The 18,441-nt window shown below is 64.4% G+C and carries 16 protein-coding genes and 1 tRNA gene; 2 read left to right on the top strand and 15 right to left on the bottom strand.

The window, feature by feature from the left end; translation table 11 throughout:
• The 7 genes from Q1L59_RS11780 to gcvA form a co-directional block, all read right to left on the bottom strand.
• The coding region (locus Q1L59_RS11780) for a type I restriction enzyme HsdR N-terminal domain-containing protein (protein WP_300332422.1) at positions 1–1,315 on the bottom strand (1,315 nt) is incomplete at its 3' end.
• On the bottom strand, positions 1,312–1,548 hold the full coding sequence (locus Q1L59_RS11775) for a hypothetical protein (protein WP_300332420.1): 237 nt from the start codon (positions 1,546–1,548) through the stop codon (positions 1,312–1,314). The genes Q1L59_RS11775 and Q1L59_RS11780, both read right to left, overlap by 4 nt.
• Before the next feature lie 1,516 nt (positions 1,549–3,064).
• A tRNA-Ser gene (locus Q1L59_RS11770) sits at positions 3,065–3,154 on the bottom strand.
• Between the two features lie 146 nt (positions 3,155–3,300).
• Positions 3,301–4,584 (bottom strand): serine--tRNA ligase, encoded by a 1,284-nt coding sequence (gene serS / locus Q1L59_RS11765; protein ID WP_300332418.1) that lies wholly within the window; start codon positions 4,582–4,584, stop codon positions 3,301–3,303.
• 106 nt (positions 4,585–4,690) lie between these two features.
• Positions 4,691–6,010 carry a replication-associated recombination protein A gene (locus Q1L59_RS11760; protein ID WP_300332417.1) on the bottom strand — a complete coding sequence of 440 codons (1,320 nt, stop codon included), beginning with the start codon at positions 6,008–6,010 and terminating at the stop codon, positions 4,691–4,693.
• 334 nt (positions 6,011–6,344) lie between these two features.
• On the bottom strand, positions 6,345–7,742 hold the full coding sequence (locus Q1L59_RS11755) for a wax ester/triacylglycerol synthase family O-acyltransferase (protein ID WP_300332415.1): 1,398 nt from the start codon (positions 7,740–7,742) through the stop codon (positions 6,345–6,347).
• A 120-nt stretch (positions 7,743–7,862) separates the two neighbouring features.
• Positions 7,863–8,819, bottom strand: a complete 957-nt coding sequence (gcvA, locus tag Q1L59_RS11750; protein ID WP_300332413.1) for a transcriptional regulator GcvA — start codon at positions 8,817–8,819, stop codon at positions 7,863–7,865.
• A gap of 114 nt (positions 8,820–8,933) precedes the next feature.
• On the opposite strand from gcvA, the gene Q1L59_RS11745 reads away from it, so the two are divergent.
• Both Q1L59_RS11745 and Q1L59_RS11740 read left to right on the top strand, forming a co-directional pair.
• Positions 8,934–9,113 carry a hypothetical protein gene (locus tag Q1L59_RS11745; RefSeq protein WP_300332411.1) on the top strand — a complete coding sequence of 60 codons (180 nt, stop codon included), beginning with the start codon at positions 8,934–8,936 and terminating at the stop codon, positions 9,111–9,113.
• A gap of 57 nt (positions 9,114–9,170) precedes the next feature.
• A complete protein-coding gene (locus tag Q1L59_RS11740) occupies positions 9,171–9,596 on the top strand; it encodes a thioesterase family protein (protein ID WP_300332410.1) in 426 nt (141 codons plus the stop codon).
• A gap of 28 nt (positions 9,597–9,624) precedes the next feature.
• Here the strand turns inward: Q1L59_RS11740 and Q1L59_RS11735 are convergent, their stop codons facing one another.
• The 8 genes from Q1L59_RS11735 to Q1L59_RS11700 all read right to left on the bottom strand — a co-directional run.
• The gene (locus tag Q1L59_RS11735) at positions 9,625–11,088 is read right to left on the bottom strand and encodes a DUF294 nucleotidyltransferase-like domain-containing protein (protein ID WP_300332408.1); all 1,464 of its coding nucleotides are present in this window, start codon (positions 11,086–11,088) and stop codon (positions 9,625–9,627) included.
• Positions 11,069–13,276: an exonuclease domain-containing protein gene (locus Q1L59_RS11730; RefSeq protein WP_300332406.1), complete on the bottom strand. Its 2,208-nt coding sequence runs from the start codon at positions 13,274–13,276 to the stop codon at positions 11,069–11,071. Before Q1L59_RS11730 ends, Q1L59_RS11735 begins: the two co-directional genes overlap by 20 nt.
• Positions 13,277–13,645 (bottom strand): response regulator, encoded by a 369-nt coding sequence (locus tag Q1L59_RS11725; RefSeq protein ID WP_300332404.1) that lies wholly within the window; start codon positions 13,643–13,645, stop codon positions 13,277–13,279.
• A gap of 44 nt (positions 13,646–13,689) precedes the next feature.
• Positions 13,690–16,452: a sensor histidine kinase gene (locus Q1L59_RS11720; RefSeq protein WP_300332402.1), complete on the bottom strand. Its 2,763-nt coding sequence runs from the start codon at positions 16,450–16,452 to the stop codon at positions 13,690–13,692.
• A gap of 9 nt (positions 16,453–16,461) precedes the next feature.
• Positions 16,462–16,662: a hypothetical protein gene (locus tag Q1L59_RS11715; protein ID WP_300332400.1), complete on the bottom strand. Its 201-nt coding sequence runs from the start codon at positions 16,660–16,662 to the stop codon at positions 16,462–16,464.
• Positions 16,663–17,089: 427 nt separating this feature from the next.
• A complete protein-coding gene (locus Q1L59_RS11710; RefSeq protein ID WP_300332398.1) occupies positions 17,090–17,230 on the bottom strand; it encodes a hypothetical protein in 141 nt (46 codons plus the stop codon).
• Positions 17,231–17,328: 98 nt separating this feature from the next.
• On the bottom strand, positions 17,329–17,988 hold the full coding sequence (locus Q1L59_RS11705; protein WP_300332396.1) for a DMT family transporter: 660 nt from the start codon (positions 17,986–17,988) through the stop codon (positions 17,329–17,331).
• 77 nt (positions 17,989–18,065) lie between these two features.
• Positions 18,066–18,441, bottom strand: a 376-nt coding sequence (locus Q1L59_RS11700) for an OmpA family protein (RefSeq protein ID WP_300332394.1), incomplete at its 5' end; no start/stop codon positions are given.

Genomic DNA, 18,441 nt, shown 5'->3' with positions numbered 1-18,441 from the left:
GGTCGAGGCTGCTGACATCAGGCCCGAAGATGTTGGTGTGTCCGTCGCCGGCAATCAGCATCAGGGCACGCGACGTCTTGGCGGCGCGCTGTTCGAAGTCGATGCCCCACAGGTACCTGGACGCGTACCTGTGCTTGCGCAGTTCGCGCTGCTCGTTGTCCCTGGCGCGGTAGCACCAGTCCATGGCGTGCAGCAGAAAGCCGCCTGACCCACACGCCGGGTCCATGACGTATTCGGTGCGCTTCGGGTTGAGCATGCGCACGCACATTTCAACGACATGGCGCGGCGTGAAGAACTGCCCTTTCTTCTTCTTGGCCTCGGTCGGCAGCAGGTATTCGAAAGCATCATCCATGATGCGCAGGTTCGATCCGAGCAGGCGCACGCCCTCGATGGGGCCAACGCACACCTGGAGATGGCGGTTCGCCAAGTCGATATCCTCGCCGTCCTTGAAGATGCCGGGCCATTCTTCGCACGCTTTGTGAAACAGGTTGTTGATACGGCCGTAAGTGATCACGGGGTCGATGGCCTTGCGGAACTCGACGACCTTGTTTGCCCGATGCTCCAATGCCTCCTTCTCGTCCCAGATTTTGGCGAAGATCAGCTTGAAGATCTCGTTGAACTCCTCCTTGCCGCTGTCGGCCAGGACCAGCTCTTCCAGATCCTGAATGATCTTCTTGAAGTTGAAGTCCTTCTTGAGCTGCAGGAGCGTCTTGCTGGCTTCGAGCACATCCTTGGGCGCTTGGCCGCGCCTCGGGATGTCGAACAGCGTGTCATCGAACTGCGCCGGGTAGGGCCGATAGAGGATGATGCTGTCGGCCCCGTTGGACCACAAGGCGACCGGTGCGCCCTTGGCGTTCATGTAGCTCTTGAGCTGCTCGATGCCGTCCTTGCGCTTGGGCTTCTTGCACTCGACGATGATCTTGGGCGTGAGCTTGGTCGCATCAGCATAGACGATGATGTCGGCCGCCTTGGTGCCGACCTCGGTGCCGAATTGAACGCCTTTTTCCAGGTCGATTTCATCTGCCCGGTAGCCGTATTGGTGCATCAGCTTGTAGACCCAAAGCTGCCTGACGATCTCCTCGGGTGCCGACCTGCCGCCCTCGGCATACACCTGCACTTCGTCGTTGCCGGTCGAGAACGGGATCAAGCTCTTCAGGTAGTACTTCGTCTTGCCCGCATCCTTGCCGGTCGTGGCGGGCTTCGGGTAGACGGAGAGAATCTCGTGTATGGGCCTGCCGAGGTTCTCGAATTCCGTCAGTTCAAACGGGACACCGGGCTCCTTGAAGATGCGGTCGATGACTTCTTTGGTGTTCATGCGTCCTTCTTGCTTCTTGGCGATTTTGCCTCGTCGGCTGCCGGAGGCTGCATGTTGTAGATGGGTGCGGGTTGCTCGCCAAGAGCGACATTGTTTCGCCCGCAATACTCCCGGATCATCACTTCCACCATGTTGGCGATGCTGCGGTGTTCCTGCTCGGCGGCAGCGCGCAGCGCTTCTTTCAGGCCCGGTTCGATGCGAAGACTCAAGATGGCTGTCTTGCCGGTAGCCATTGCTTTTCCTTGTGTGGCGCTTGTACTGCGGAAGTACGGTAATGTACCGCAAAGTTCGGCCTAGTCCAAATTCATCACGTTCTTGATCTCCTGAAAGTGAACATCCCCGTAACTACTCGACTCGCGAGTGCTTCTGGCAGATGCAGAATGTTGGCGTGCAAGCTCTTGGGGCGCGAGTTGCTGCAGAGATTCGATTGCACGGCGATGAAGAAATCCCGAATCGAAGCGCTGTTTGATGCCTGGATGGGCCTAGCCGAAGCCGCGCGCGCGCGCCTGGCAACCGAGTCCCGCGAGACCCGCGACATGGCGTGCGCTGTCGGCGCGCTGGCCGTTCTCGATGAGGCGGAGTTCCACCTCGATAACGACACGCTGGCCGCGTTTCGCGACGGGTTGATGGCGTCACCTGGCCACGACGAACGGGCGATGACGGTATTTTTCGACCATCCGAAACTCCGACGTGGAGCGACGAGCTTTCACCGCACCGACACGCTGAGCTACGAGCGGAAGCGCAAGAACCTGCCGCGAGTGGCCGCCGCTTTCGCCTCGGAGAGCCTGCGGTCACTGGAAGCGGCCCCTTCGCTGCTACCTCCGCGTCAGCGAGAGCCCCGGCTGGCATTGCCGCGTCGAGCCCTACCGGCGCTCCGCCCGCGACGGCCTCTTCGCCTTTCCAGAGGACTACGCGCAGCAATCGGCCGAGTGGGGGGGCGACGATCTCTGCCTGCGCCCCCATCCTCCGGCGTTGGAGTTGGTGTTCGCCTAGCGGCGGAGCGAGGAGACACTCGATGGGTACGCGCCCGATGTCCGGAAGGCGGTAGAGCCGCAGCACTGCACCTTCGCGGAGCAGATCCGCATGTGCAAGGACTTGCCAGTCTCAAGTCCAAGGCTTGCCGTAAATTCGCTCGTCCGCTTCGATGACAAGAAGGTAAGCTTGCTTCTCTTGCTGGATAGACGCCAGTCAGCGCCGCTGTCCGGCGATGCGTCGGAACCTCGGTCGGGCGCTCTCAATGCGTGGTTGGCGCGCTCAAGGGTGCGCCAAGCCCGGCCTAGCGTACCCTTGGTGGCGGCCGACGCGCCCGGACGCTCGTGAGTTGGCGCAGTTCGCAAGTTCTTGCGGCCGGCTCCCGAGCCCGTCCGGCGGCGAAGACTTCCCCGCCCGGGAGGCGCAATCAGCGCTTGCGCAGGGCGCCGCGAACTCACAAGACGCCCCTCTTCCATCGGACAGCCAGTCGCCGGGGCAAACGCTAGGCTTGCCTCTCGGTGGGCAGCCAGCCACCAGTGGAGTTCGTCCATCGTCCGGAGACTGCCGCTCCTGGCAAACATCGTTCTGCTCGGTGAACCCGCCATCGGGTCGTCGTTCGGGGAGATCAGGATGACCGACGCGCGGCGCCGGATCGTGGCAACCAGGAAGGCGCAGCGTCGAGGCAATGGGGCGCGCGCAGCTTGTCGAAGCTCATTCGATAGCGACTCGTCAGAGGAAAACAAAAACGCGCCGAAAGGCGCGTCTTTGCTGTATGACTGGCGGAGAGGGTGGGATTCGAACCCACGGTAGGCTTCCACCTACGCCTGATTTCGAGTCAGGTACATTCGACCACTCTGCCACCTCTCCGGAGCGCGGATCTTAGCACAAGACAGCCGGCTGGGAAGCTTTGCTTACACCGCGTCGAGCGTCCGGCCGTTGGTGCTTTGCCTCCGGGAGGCCGGCGGCCGGGCCGACCGGTCGCGCGGCACGGCGCCGCCCGCTGAGGACGCCGCTCAGTCGACAGCAATGCGCTGGCGGCCGCCAAGATAGGGCTGCAACAGCCGGGGAACGGCGATGCTGCCGTCGGCGTTCTGGTAGTTTTCCAGCACGGCGACCAACGTGCGACCGACGGCCAGGCCGGAGCCGTTCAAGGTATGCACGAGTTCCGGCCGGCCGCGGGCGCCGCGGTAGCGCGCCTGCATGCGGCGTGCCTGGAAGGCGGCAAAGTTGGAGCAGGACGAGATTTCGCGGTAGGCCTGCTGTGCGGGAAGCCAGACTTCCAGGTCGTAGGTCTTGGCCGACGAGAAACCCATGTCGCCGGTGCACAGGGTGACGCGGCGGTAGGGCAGTTCAAGCAGTTCGAGGATGCGCTCGGCGTGCGCGGTGAGTTCTTCATGCGCGGCGGACGATGCCTCGGCGGCGACGATCTGCACCAGTTCTACCTTGTCGAACTGGTGCTGGCGGATCATGCCGCGCGTGTCGCGGCCGTAGGAGCCGGCTTCGGAACGGAAACACGGCGTGTGACAGACGAATTTCAAGGGCAGCGCTTCGGCGCTGAGGATTTCGTTACGCACGATGTTGGTCACCGGCACCTCGGCCGTCGGGATCAGGTAGAGCGGCTCGGCCTCCGGGCGCAGAATCTTGAACAGGTCGTCCTCGAATTTCGGCAACTGCCCGGTCCCGAACAGGCTGGCGGCATTGACCAGATAAGGTGAGTAGATCTCGGCATACCCGTGCTGCGCAGTGTGGGTGTCGAGCATGAACTGGGCGAGCGCGCGGTGCAGGTGGGCAAGCTGGCCCTTGATCAGCGAGAAGCGCGTGCCGGAGATCTTGACCGCGGCGGCGAAGTCCATCTGGCCAAGCGCTTCACCGAGATCGACGTGGTCGCGCGGGGTGAAGGCGAAGCTGCGCGGCGTGCCCCAGCGCTTGTTTTCGACGTTATCGTCGGCTGAGCGGCCCAGCGGCACGTCGGCCTGTGGCAGATTGGGAACGCGCGCGACGAAGGCGTCGAGTTCGGCGAGCAGTTGGTCCAGGTGTGCTTCGTTCGTTTCCAGTTCGGCCTTGCACGCAGCTACCTCGTCGAGGATGGCAGTGACATCCTCTGCCCGACTCTTAGCCACACCGACCTGCCGGGAGAGCGCATTGCGTCGAGCCTGCAGGTCCTGGGTCCGCGTCTGCAGCGTCTTGCGCTCGCTGTCCAGCCGACGAAAGCCGGCGCAGTCCAGCGTATAGCCGCGCGTCGCCAGACGTTCGGCGACGCCGTCGAGGTCATTGCGTAACAGTTGGATGTCGAGCATGCTCAGTCCTTGTTCTTCCGCCTACGCGGCAGGGCGCCCGGTGGCAAGCTCGAGCTCGCGCGCGACGACCTGCGCAGGCCCGGCCAGACGGTGGTTTGCCCGCCGCCTAACGCGGCTCTTTCCGCGCTCGTCGGTCGAGTTCGCGCAGATGGGCCAGTTTTTCGCCAATACGAATTTCCAGCCCGCGTGCGACCGGGCGATACCATTCGACCTTCGCCATGCCGAGCGGGAAATAGTCCTCGCCGGCGGCATAGGCGTCGGCTTCGTCGTGTGCGTAGCGGTACTCCTTGCCGTGGCCGAGTTGCTTCATCAGGCGGGTCGGCGCATTGCGCAGGTGCATCGGAACGGGCCGCGAGGCGTCGCTGCCGACGAAGCTGCGCGCCGCATTATACGCGAGGTAGCCGGCGTTCGACTTGGCCGCCAGCGCCAGATAGATGACCGCTTCGGCAAGCGCCAGCTCGCCCTCGGGCGACCCCAGACGTTCGTAGGTCTCGGCGGCGTCGAGTGCGATGCGCGCAGCGCGCGGATCGGCCAGACCGATATCTTCCCAGGCCATGCGGATGATCCGGCGTGCCAGGTAGCGCGCATCGGCGCCACCATCGAGCATGCGGCAGAACCAGTAAAGCGCCGCATCCGGCGATGAGCCGCGTACTGACTTGTGCAGGGCGGAAATCTGGTCATAGAAGGTGTCGCCCTGCTTGTCGAAGCGGCGCAGCGTCTGGGCCAGCGTATGTTCGACGAAGTCGCCGTCGATCGCCGTCACGCCAGCCACGGCAGCCGCCGTCGCGATCTGTTCGAGCAGGTTGAGCAGCCGCCGGGCGTCACCGTCGGCCAGTCCGATCAGGCGTTCGCGCGCGCCCGGGTCAAGGCTCGCGGCAGGCAGCGCGCACTGCCGGCCGCGTTCCAGCAGTTCGCCCATCTCCTCGCCCGAAAGTGGCTGCAGGACATACACTGCGGCGCGCGAGAGCAGCGCCGGAATCACCTCAAAGGACGGATTCTCGGTCGTCGCGCCGATGAAGGTGAGCAGTCCAGCCTCGACGTAGGGCAGAAACGCGTCCTGCTGCGCCTTGTTGAAGCGATGCACTTCGTCCACGAAGAGTATGGTGGGCCGGCCGCTGCTGGCGCGCGTCGCCTCGGCGCGCCCGACCGCTTCGCGGATGTCCTTGACGCCCGAGAAGACGGCCGAGATGGCGACGAATTCGGCGGCGAAGGCGTCGGCCATCAGACGGGCGAGCGTCGTCTTGCCGACACCGGGTGGACCCCAGAGGATCATGCTGTGCAGTTGCCCGGAAGCAAACGCAATGGCCAGCGGTTTGCCGACCGCGAGCAGATGCTGCTGTCCGATCACTTCGGCCAGCGTGCGCGGGCGCAGGCGTTCGGCGAGCGGCGCCGCTGACGGGTGCTCCAGAGCGCGACCTTTGGTCATCGGGTGGGTCCGGGCAAGCGGCGACTGGCGCGGCACGCGGTCGATTTGCCGGAAAGTGTGACATCCTGCACGGACAGCGCTTGCTTCCGGGCGTATCGTTTGCGCACTGCTTCAGGCAATTCCGAAGAAGGTAGAAGAAGCCCCGGCTGGGGCGTTCGGCTCGGCTCGGAGCACTGCAACACAGCGTCGGCCATCTGACGGTCGTTGTGGAAGGGCCGGCACGAAGCTTGCGGCCAACTCATAGCCGAGTGTTTGGACCGGGTGCAATGCCCGGTCTTTTCTTTTCCGATCAACTCATCCCCCCGCAGCAGCGCGGCCAATCGTGCGCGGGCGCTCAGGCGGCCGGCTGGTGCGCGTCGAGGACGGCCTTCTCGAGTTCGCCGAATGCTTCGTTGATGTAAAGGCTCAGATCGTCGAGCTTGGGCAGTTCGTCGGTGGCAATCAGGCCAAAATAGAGCTGCCCAGCGTAGCTGAAGAGCGTGATGTTGAGCAGGTTGCCTGGCGGCAGCGTGCTGATCGGGTGCAGTTCCTCCATCCGGGCGCCGAGAATGTACAGATGTTCGCGCGGGCCGGGAACGTTGGAAACCAGCGTGTTGCCGGTCGGCGGCAGGCGCTTGCTCAGATTGAGCATCTCGGCAAGCTGGCCGACGACGCCGGTGATCAGCGTGTAGGACTCGATCGCTTCGGGCGCGACGCTGTCGATCATCGAGCGCACATTGCGCAACGAGAAGCCGATGTTGCGCAGGCGAACATAAGGGTCGTCGGTCGGTGGCGAAAGCTCGACCTGAATGATGCCGATCTTGTTGCCCAGGCTTTCCTCGCCTTCCTTGCGCAGGTTGACCGGCATCTGGATGGTGATCGGCTTCTGCAGATCGATGCCCTGCTCGTGCAGATAGCGATGCAAGGCGCCGTCAAGGCAGGTCAGCGCCACATGGTTGAGCGTCGAACGTGTCCGCGTGCGAATCAGGTTCACCCGCTCCATGCTCAGGCTGGTCGTCGCAAACTGGCGACCCGGAGTGACTTGTCCGGTCAACGGCGTGTTGCCGTCGGCGACGAAAGGCAGCGAAATGGCGTTCTTGGTCAGCTTGACGCTTTCCAGCAGCAGCATTGCGGCAAGCCGGCCGATGCCGAGCAGGCGCTTGCCGGCGCCCGCCAGATCGCTGAGCAGCGACGATGTCATTTCGTCTTCGAGTTGCTGCAGCCGCTTCTTGTTCGCCCGCCGGCCGACCGACCAGAGCGGGCGCAATTCGCGGTCTTCTGCGGTGACGGCGAGTGACTCGGCGGCCCAGCGCATCATCGTCACGCCATCGGCACAGGCATGATGCATCTTCATGTAGAGCGCGAAGCGCGCTTCGCTGAGGCCGTCGATCACGTGCATCTCCCACAATGGGCGCGCACGGTCGAGCATCGGCTGATGCAATTGAGAAACCAGATGGTAGAGATCCTGGCGTTCGTTCTTACCGCGCCGCAGCTTGTGGTAGAAGACGTGCTGCGCCAGATCGACGGTCTCGCTTTCCTGCCAGGTCGGCATCCCGGTGAGCGAGAAGTGGATGATGCGGTTGAACGGCGGCTTCACGTCAGTGAAAGTCAGCAGTTCCCGGTAGAGGTCGACGGCAAAGCTCACTTTCGTTTTCGCCGGCCGCTTGTAGATCATCAGCCCACCGACGTGCTTCGGGCTGGCGGCCGATTCGGCGATGAAGAAACCCAGATCGAGGAGGGACAGCTTGTTCATGAGGTTATTCTCCACCCTTCTCAGGTTGTTCTGCGACCCGCTGCGTCGGCTACGCGATCACCAGCGTCGTTCAGGGCCGCTTCGCCCGCGCCGGCACCTGCCAAGGATACATCAGTGAAACTAGTCCTGCAGGACCTTTGCCGCTTCGCCGAGCAGCCATTCGCGGAAGACGCCGACCGTCGGCCGATCGGCTACTGCCTCGGGTACGACGAGATAGTAGGCTTGCCGACGACGCAGAACGATGTCGAAGGGCGCGACCAGCCGACCGGCCGTCACTTCGCCTTCGACCAGCGGTTTCGAGGCGAGCGCAATGCCGACCCCGTCGATCGCCGCCGAAAGGACCAGACCGGGGTCGCTGAAATGCGTTCCGGCGCCCGGATCGATGCCGCCGACCCCGGCAAGTTGCAGCCACTCGGCCCAGGTCGGACGGTCGAGAAGCTCGGCGATCGAGTCGTCGTGCAGCAGATTGTGCCGACGCAGGTCGGCCGGCACGTTCAGGGGCCGCATGCCGAAGAGCAGGCGCGGGCTGCAGACTGCCGTATAGGCGGGCGAGAAAAGGCGGTCGGAGCGACAACCGGCGTAACGCCCATGCCCGAAACGAATGAACACCGGCGTTTCATCGTCGCGCACGTCGACCCGCTCATGGCGAAGCACAGTGGGCGCATCGCGCGCATCGATCATGTCGAGCGATGCCGTCATATGCAGTTGCAGTTCCGGATGTCCGGCCGTCAGGCTCGGCAGATGGCGAATCAGCCAGCGGGCGGCGAAGGCCGGCGGCGAGGTGACGAGCAAGCGCCCGCCGGTCTGGTGTTGGCGCGTGCTCTCGATGGCAGCGGCAAAGCATTCGAGGCCCTCGCGTACCTTCGGCAGCATCGCGCGTCCTTCGCGCGTCAGTTCCAGAGCCCGTGTCAGGCGATGGAAGAGAGCAAAGCCCAGATACTCTTCCAGACCACGAATCTGGTGGCTGATGGCGGTCGGCGTCACCGACAGTTCGTCGCCCGCGTGCTTGAAGCTCATGTGGCGGGCAGCGGCTTCGAAGGCACGCAAGGCGTTCAGCGGTGGAAGACGGTAGGTCATATGAATGAGATTTTCTCATGTATTGGCTGACAATTGATCGTTTGTCGCGCCCATGAGCAGACACTAGACTGCACTTGAACGCTCAGCTACGAGCCCAACAGAAGGATGACCATAATGAAAGCCGACCTTACCCGCGAACAAATCATGCAGATCGTCGAACACGCGCGCCAACGGCGCAGCGTCGCCGCGGGCGAAGTATCTGCCCGTACAATTCGCCAGAGCCTCGTCTGGCTCGGTCGCTGGATTGATCGCGGCCTGCACGTTCTGCTGATGTCGCCGACGGCACATCGTTAATTCAGAGTAACGTCGCCGGAGCGCTTTTTCTGAATCGTCGCCAGGAAAGGAAGTGTATTGCCACGAGTTCGTATCGACCTCCCGGGAGCCTTCACCTTCTCGACCGAGATCACGCTCTACCTGAGCCACCTGAACTACGCCGGGCATCTCGACAACGCGATGTTGCTTTCGGTGGTCTCCGAGGCGCGCGCGCGCTTCTTCAAGTCTCTCGGCTACAGCGAGCTTGATGTGGAAGGTGTCGGCATCGTCATCGCCGATGCTGCCGTGCAGTACAAATCGGAAGCGTTTCACGGCGAGGTGATGCTCGTCCAGATGACGGCGGCGGACTTCAGCGAGAAGGGCTGCGATCTGCTCTGGTGCATGCACGAGCGCGAAACGCGCCGCGAAGTGGCGCGCGGCAAGACGGGTATTGTCTTCTACGACTATGGGGCGCGCCAGGTGAGTTCGGTCCCGGCCAGTTTCCGCTTGCGCGCCGCCGCCTGAGCGGCCACGCGCGACCCCTGCGCGCGCCTCAGGTGGGCGCGAAATCGCGCCGCAGCCGCCGCTGCACGTTCTGCACCTGTTTAAGTGCTTCGCGCAGGATCAGCCGGTCGAGTTCGTGCAAGCTGTCGGGGTCGATGCGGTTCGAAGCCTCGGGCGTACCGCCATTCATCTGGTTGTTCAGTCGCAGACGCTGGATGTGCTGGAAAGCGGCAATTTGCGCCCCGAGATCGGCGGCGGCCAAGCCGCCCTGCTCGCCGGCAATGCGCAAACGCTCGACCGTGTTCGTTTCCGGGATGCCGCGCGCCAGCGCATAGATGCGTGCCGCATCGACGAAGGGCCGCGAGCCGTGCTTCTTCAGGTCGATGGTGTGCGGAAAGTCTTTGTCGTTGTCGTAGCGGAAACCTTTCCACCAGTTCAGCGGCGACTCCCAGTTCATCGTATTCTCGACCATTCCGCGCAGGAAGATCGGGTACGAACCGGCTCGCGCCAACAGCCAGGAACGCAGTTCGCTGGCCAGCGAATCCTGCCCGTAGAGGGCGCGAAAGTCGAAAAAAATGCTCGAGTTGAGCAGCGCTTCCGGCTGCGGAGATTCCAGCCAGGCCGAAAAGGCGCAGCGCCATTGCTCGGCCGACAGGCACCATTGCGGGTTGCTCGCCATGATGTTGCCCTTGCATAGCGGAAAGCCGCAGGCGTCGAGCGCCTCGTTGACGGCGCGGGCGAAAGGCAGAAAGGCCGCCTGCAGCGTTTCCGCCTCGTCGTCTGCGGTAGCAGCGAAAATCAGGCCGTTGTCCTGATCGGTTGCCAGCGTCTGCTCAAGCCTGCCTTCGGAGCCAAAGACCAGCCAGCACCACTCGACGTAAGGCAGATCGAAACGGCCAGCAATCAGTTCGATCACCTGCATCGTGAGCAGGTCATTCAGCGATGAAAGGTGCTGGCAGAGCGTTTCCGCGCTGACCCGCCCGGCAACCAGTTGGGCAACGAAAGCGCGCAGCTCGCCGGCCAGGGCAACCAGCGTCTCGACCTCCTGCGCGGCCAGAATGGCGCGCACGAGGTCGGCACTCTCGCCACCCGGCAGCGCGTAGAGATCGCTCTGCGAGACCAGATTGAAGTAGCGGCCATCGGCTTCGGTCAGCACCAGATGGTGCACGTTGCGGCGCACCATGACGACGCTGGCGGCGTGCGCCGTACTGTCGGCGGGCAGCGTAATCAGGCCACTGGTCATCACCGCGGCGACCGGTGCATGCAGGTCGCAGGCCTCGATGGCAATCCGCCGAACGACGTCGTGCAGCGTCAGGATGCCGAGCGGCACGCCGCGCGCGGCGTCGACGACGACGACCGCGTCGGCGCGCGCCTGATCGAGCAGCAGCAGCGTATCCTGCACGCTGGTCGCCGGCCCGACGGTCGGCGGCTGGGCGCGCACCAGGTGGCGCAGAGCGGCGTACGGGGAATACGAAGCGACGCCGGCAGCCCGCTCAGTACTTGAGGCGGGCATGGAAGGTCCTCTCGCTCGCTTCGCGCGCCTGGCGCAAGGTGGTGATTCCGATTTCCGCCAGCAAGGGCAGCATCTTGAGGAACACCTCGCCAGTGACCAGTGCATCACCAAGCGCCGTGTGGCGGCCGAAGACCGAGACGCCGAGGCGCTCGGCGATCGCCTCCAGCCGGTGCGAGGCCTGATTCGGGTGGAGTACGGCCGACAGGAGGAGCGTGTCGAGGACCGGTTGATCGAAGCGAATACCGGTCTTCTTCTCCTTCAGTTGCAGGAAACGCATGTCGAACGCCGCGTTGTGTCCGACCAGGACGGTATCGGCACAAAAGGCGTGGAATTTCGGCAGGGCAACCTCGACCGGCGGCTGGTCCGCCAGAACGTCCTGTGTGATGCCGTGAATCTCGATCGACTGCCGCGAGAGCTCGCGATGCGGATTGATCAACTGGTCGAAGCACTCGTGCCGGAGCAGGCGGCGATTGACGATGCGCGTCGCGCCGATCTGAATGATTTCGTCGCCCATCGACGGCTGCAGGCCGGTCGTCTCGGTGTCGAAAACCGTGTAGGACAACTCGGCCAACGGCCGATCGTCGAGTTCGTGACCGGCGGTCGACCAGGAAAAGAGGTCGAAATCGTAGAACTCCGGACGTTCTTCCTCGCTCGCAGCGACGATCGCTCGCGGCAGGTCCTTCGGCGCCTCGGCAGCGGGCAGCATCGTGCGGAAAAAGGCGCGATGCGAAACGCGCTCGCGCTGGAACCAGATATCGCCGTTGCACCGCTCGACGACATCGGTAACGCTGAGCGGCGAGGTTTCGCCGCCGATCGTCATCGGGTCCTGCAGCCAGCTCATCGCCGTTTCGTTGTTCATGAAGGTGCCCGGCCACGACAGATCGAGTTGCGCCAGTTGCCCGCTGCGCGTCAGCCAGAGACGCACTTCACGCACCTGATACTCGTCCTGCAGGCGCAGCGCCAGGTAGCGCAGCGCCTGCAACAGGCCAAAACTGTCCACGCGCAGCCAGAGATCCTCGTCGACATTCTCGCTCTTCACGGCCAATGGGTGCGGCTCGCCCGGACGCGCTTCGCTGATCCGGCGGGCAGCGACGGCGATCAGCTCGGCGCCGAGGATTTCTTCCAGCAGCCAGCGCTCGCGCAAGTCGTTCGAGAACGCGCTGGCGGCTGATTCAAACTGCAGCGAGAGCGCCTTGGCTTCGTCGCGAATCACGCCGAGAAAACGGTCGCGCTGCGCCGGCAGCATGTCGGGCACGTCGGAGAGCATTTCGGCGGCGGCGCGGATGCTCCCCAAGGGGCCGCGCCCGCCTTCGATCAGCGACTGGATCAGCGCGTCGCGCCGAGCGTGCCGCTCGTTCGTGTTGGTCACGTCGTCAAGTACGAGGACGAAGCCGGTCACCGAAAGATCGCCGACCTGCGCCGTATGCTGACCATTGCTGCCCAGCACCGGCGTCATGTGCGCGCGCACCAGTCTGCCGGCGCGTGTTGCGGTAACGAACTGCGCCGAGCCGATCAGTTTCCGGCTCTCGCTGGCGGCTGCGCCGCTCGCCCGCTCGCGGCTTGCCTGCTGCAGACGTTCGAGTGCGTGTTCGATCAGCGCACGATCGAAAACGGTGTGGATCGAGCGTCCCAGGCCGAGCAGTTCGGCGTTGGTGCCGTCCGGTCCGGACGACAGTTCCTGCTTGGCGCGCTGGTTGTAGAGCAGCACCCGGCCATCCAGATTGCACACCACGACGCTCTGGCTCAAGTCGGCCATCAGGGCGGCAAGGCGGCTGCGTTCTTCCTCGAGCGAAGCGCGCGCCTCGCGAATGCGCTCGGCGACATCGCGCTCAAGGGCATCGCGCACGGCAAGAACCTGGTTGGCCGCCTGCCCGAGCACACGCACTTCGCTGGCGCCGTGCTCGCCCACGCGCAGGCCACTGTGCGCGCTGGTTGCCGCGAGTTCTTCGGCCAGGCGCAAGGGCGCCGCGACATACAGCGCGTACAAGCGGTAGACCACGGCGCAGACCGTCGCGCAGGCCACCGCGACGACGGCGAACAGCGCGACGAGACGCTCCTCAGGCGCGCGGCCACCGCCCTCCGGACCCGCCTCGCTGGCGAACATCAGCAAGGCGCTGACGCCGACCAGAACGAGCACGAACAGGCAGGCGAAGAGCGCGGAGAGGACCAGTCTGCGCGGCGCGTTCACCTACATCCCCAGGAGCTTGCGCACCTCGGCCAGCAGTTCCTTGGTCGAGAAAGGCTTGGTCATGTAGCCATCGGCGCCCAGCCCGAGCCCCTTGCTGACTTCGGTATCGCGTCCTTTGGCGGTGAGCATCAGAATGCGGGTTCCGCCCAGATCGGGGTCGGCGCGCAACGCCTGACAAACGTCGAAACCGTTCATCCGGGGCATCATGACGTCGAGCAAGACCAGGTCCGGCCGCTCGGCGCGCACTTTCGCCAGCGCCTCTTCCCCGTCACTGGCGACGAGGACCTCGAATCCTTCCCGCCGCAGCAGAAACTCGATTGAGATGACGATATTCTGCTCGTCGTCGGCAATCAGTATTCTCTTGCTCATCAAAACACTCCGATCCTGAAAGAACTGCGCTCAAAAAGACGGGGTCATGCCGGATTGCCGGCCACAGCGGCGGGTTCCGCCGGGCCCGCGTAGGGCAAGGTGAAGCGGAAAGTCGCCCCTTCGCCGGGCGCGCTTTCAACCCACAGCCGACCGCCAAAATGCTCGACGATGCGCCGGCTGATCGGCAGGCCAAGCCCGGTGCCGGAGGGTTTGGCGGTCATCGTGTCGCCAACCTGGCGGAACTTCTCGAAGATCAGCGCCTGATCCTCAGCCCGGATGCCCGGCCCATTGTCGGCCACGCTGACCTCGAGGCCCTCGGCCAAGGCGCGCAGAACGACGTGCACCCGGCCGCTGCCCGGCGGCAGGAACTTGACCGCATTCGACAGCAGGTTGAGCATGACCTGCACCAGACGATCCCTGTCGGCGAGAATCAGCGGCAGATTATCCGGCAGATCGAGTTCGACGTGCGCCCCTTTCTCGCGGAACAACTGGCTGGTCGCAGCCACCGATTGTTCGACGACTTCCTTCAAATCCAGTTCGCAGCCGTTCCAGTCGGCCCGGCCGGATTCGATCTTGGCCAGATCGAGCGTCTGATTGATCAGCCGCGTCAGGCGCTCGGTTTCGCTGACGATCAGACCGAGGAAGCGCTCGCGATCGGCCAGATGCATCTTCGGATCGTCGCGCAGCAACTCGGAGAAGGCGCGGATCGAAGTCAGCGGTGTGCGGAGTTCGTGCGTCACCGACGACATGATGTCGTCCTTGACCTTGTCGAGCTCCTGCAGGCGCGCGTTGGCGTCCTGCAGTTCGCGCGTCGCCGCGGTCAGCTCGCGCGACTTGCGTTCGAGTTCGCGGCTGTAGGTCCGCAACTGGGAAGCCTCGTCGAGGATGTGCATGACTTCCTCGAGGCTCAACGGCTCCTCCTTCGCCACCGAGGCGACCATGACGCGCGCCGAAGCACTGCCGATCGCGCCGGCGAGCAGCGATTCGGCAAACTGCACGAGCTGCGCATCGGCCTCGAGCGCCGCGCCCTTGCCGCCGCGCCGACGGGCAAACGCGGCAAAGGCCGCTTCCGTACGCGTCGGGCCGAGGAAACGTCCGACCAGCTCGCGCAGGTCGCTGACTTGCGCGCGCCCGCGCCAGAGCGCCGCGCCGACCGGCCCGGTTTCCTTCAGCGCATCGACAAACAGCGTTGCCTGTGTCGCTTCGGCAGCCAGCGGCGGGCGCAGCAGCGAAACACCGAGATAGGCACCGATATTGGCGAGACTACTCCAGAACAGACAGTGCGAAATCTCGTCCATGCCGGTCAGGCCAAAGAGCTGCTGCGGCCGCAGCAATTCGCTGCCGAACAGACCCTGGGTCAGGAAATCGGCCGGCAGCCAGCCCGACTTGGCAAACGAGGGGAGGAGAAGCGTATAGCCCCAGACGAGAAAACCCGCCGACAGGCCGGCCAGCGCACCGGCGCGCGTCCCGCCGCGCCAGTACATGCCGCCGATGATCGCCGGCGCAAACTGGGCGACAGCCGAGAAGCTGATCAAGCCGATGGCGACCAGCGCGTACGCCTCGCCGGCGAGACGGAAGTAGAGGTAACCGAGCAGCAGGATGACGACGATCGCGCCGCGCCGAATGGCCAGCAGCAGACCGGAAAGGTCCTTGCGTTCCTCCAGCGCCGCCGCCTTGCGGCGCAGCAGCAGCGGCATCACGAGGTCGTTGCAGACCATCGTCGACAGAGCGATCGTCTCGACGATGACCATTCCCGTACCCGCCGACAGGCCGCCAATGAAAACGAGCAGGGTCAGCCCTTGCTGGCGCTGCGACATCGGTAGCGTCAACACGAAGGTATCGGCATCGACCGCCTGACCGGAAAAATGCAGCAGGCCACCGAGCGCGATCGGCAGGACGAAGACGTTGATCAGCAGCAGGTAAAGCGGAAACAGCCAGGCAGCACGCTTCAGGTGGGCCTCGTTGACGTTCTCGACGACCGCCACCTGGAACTGCCGGGGCAGAAAGAGCACCGCCAGCCCCGACAGAATGATCAGCGAAAACCAGCCGGTATAGCCCTGACCGGAGGGAATGGCAGTGACCAGACGGCGCAGTTCCGGATGCGTCGCGATGTGCTCGAAAATGTCGCCAAAACCGTCATACATGCCGTAGGTGACAAAGACGCCGACCGTGACGAAGGCGACCAGCTTGACGCTCGACTCGAAGGCAATGGCCGCGACCATCCCCTCGTGGCGTTCGGTCGCGTCGAGATGGCGCGTCCCGAAAACGATAGTGAACGCCGCCAGGATCAGCGCGATATAGAAGCTCATGTCGGCCGCCACCGACATCGTCGCGCTGCGATCCGGCATGACGATGTCCGGATAACTGAGCAGCAGGCTGACCGTACCCGATACCGCCTTGAGCTGCAGCGCAATGTACGGAATGATGCCGAGCACGGCGATGATCGTCACCAATCCGCCGAGACGATGGCTCTTGCCGTAGCGCGAGGAAATGAAGTCGGCAATCGAGGTGATGCGATTCGCCTTGACGATGCGGACCATCTTGAGCAGCAGGAACCAGCCAAGCGCCATGACCAGCGTCGGACCCAGATAGACCGGCAGGAAGCCGATGCCGGAAACGGCAGCGCGACCAACGCTGCCGTAGAACGTCCACGTCGTGCAATAGACCGCCATCGACAAGGCGTAGATCGTCGGATTGGCGATGATCGACCTGCCCTGATCAGCCCGCTTGTCGCCCCACCAGGCGACCGCGAAGAGCAGCCCGAGGTAGACCAGCGCAACGGTGACGACGACCGGAGCTTCGAGCATTGCTGCCGCCTAACTGATGCGGCGCTCGATCGCCCAGGCCATCAGCCCGACGACGAGCGCCCAGGCGGCGAAAACGTAGGCATAGATCAGCGGCACGCCGAAGAGCGCCAGCGGACGGTCAAACAAGGAAAGCAGGGGGTAATTGAAGAGGACGCAGCCGATCAGGAATGTCGCGATCAGTCGGTCGCCCGCCAGAATTCTGCGCTGCATCACACCCTCCTCGTCATTGCGCGCCGGGCGCCGTGCCTACTGCAGGCCACGCACCGTGCACCATCGTCAAGCGGGCATCGTCAGCGGGAACTTGCCGCCCGTTACCTCGTATTGTGGAAACTGCCCGCGCGCTTTATCCGGGTGGTCCCGATCAGCGACGCACGGCGCCGCCAACGACGATCGGAAAACCGGCTGCGCGAGCGGCGCTGGTCTCTCGCGCGCATTGTCATCAATCAGCCGGCGCGATGCAATGCCTTTCGACACGGCAGCGGTGCCGAGATCGGCGCACGCGCAAAGCGCGACTTGCCGCGGCCAGCCCGCTGGCGGCAAGCGAGGAACCCGTCGACGGCGATGCCGTCCGGGGTTGGAGCTTGGCAGTGTCCTCGCCGACACCCGGCCGATCACTCGCCTGCGCCGGGCTGCTCCGTCACCTCCACCGGCCGGTTGGCCTCCCGCCGGCACGCAGATTGATCGCCCCAATGCCGCTCAGGATCAGCGCCCAACCGCCGAGGCCGGCGAGGTCGAGCCGGTCGCCCATCAGCAGAAAGCCGAAGAGCGCCGCGAACACCGTTCGGCCGAAAGAATGATCGCCGCATCCGCCGCGCCGGCGTAGCGCTGCGCAATCACCTGGCAGGAAAAGGCAACGCCGACCGAGAGCACGCCGGTCTACAGGATGGGCAGGGCCGCCGCGCGCAGTGCCGCCCGGTCGACGCGTTCGAAGAGCAGCGCGCCAGCGAGGGCGAGCAGAGCGCAGACGAAGAACTGCCCGCCCGCGACGAGAAAAGGCGCCCCCTGGCGATCGACCACCCGCCCGACGAGCAGCATGTGCAGCGCCCAGTGCAAGGCCGAAGCGATCACCCAAAGTTCGCCGATACCGATGCTCAACTCATGCGCACCGGAGAGCAGGAAAGCGCCGAGCGGACAGCTCAGGCCGGTGGGCCATACCGACCAGTGCGGCAATTGGCGCTGGACCAGCCAGCCGGGCAGCGGCACCAGGGGAACGTAGAGCGCAGGCAGAAAACCGGCGTTGGTCACCGTCGTGCTGATCAGACCGGTCTGCTGCATCACCGCGCCGAGCAGCAAGCGTACGCCCAGGCCGCCGATCTGCCAGACCTGGCGACGACCTTGCGCCCGGCCGTCCGGCCGCTGCAGACCTTGCCATTCGCGCCAGCTCAGCGGCGTCACAACCAGCGCGCCGATCAGGAAACGCGCACCGGTGAACGCCAGCGGTCCGCTATCGGCCATGCCGTGACTCTGCGCGACAAAAGCCGATCGCCAGATCAGGGCCACCAGGGTGAGCAGCAGGTTGGCCTGGACGCGGCTCATCCAGCAAACCGGCAGGCAAACCTGCAACAAGCGTGCGCGACGCGGCCGGTGTTCGGCAACTGACGACCGCCGCGCGCTTATTGCACGCGAATTTCGATCCGCCTGCCCTCCTCCGGGCTGCCGCTGCCGATCGTCGACTCGGGCTTGCGGAGGAACTTGACGCGGCTGGCCTCGACCCCGCTGGCGAGCAAAGCCGTGCGCGCGCTGACCGCACGCGCCTTGGCCAATCGCGCGTTGGCCGCCGCATCGCCCGAGGGATCATGAAAACCGGAGAGCAGTACGATCGCTTGCGGTTTGTTCGCCAGCGCCTGCACGGTGATCGCCACGACGGCCTGTCGCGGCCAACCTGAAAGTGGTCGCCGTGAGCCGGCGTGAAGTTGGATGTTCTTGGGGTGGATGTTCTTCGAGAGATTGATATCGAGCTGGTGTTTCTTCGCTGCTTGGTTCTTCTTT

This window comes from Accumulibacter sp. (assembly GCF_029255125.1).
GTDB lineage: Bacteria > Pseudomonadota > Gammaproteobacteria > Burkholderiales > Rhodocyclaceae > Accumulibacter.
This window is presented reverse-complemented; position numbering and strand designations above follow the sequence as displayed.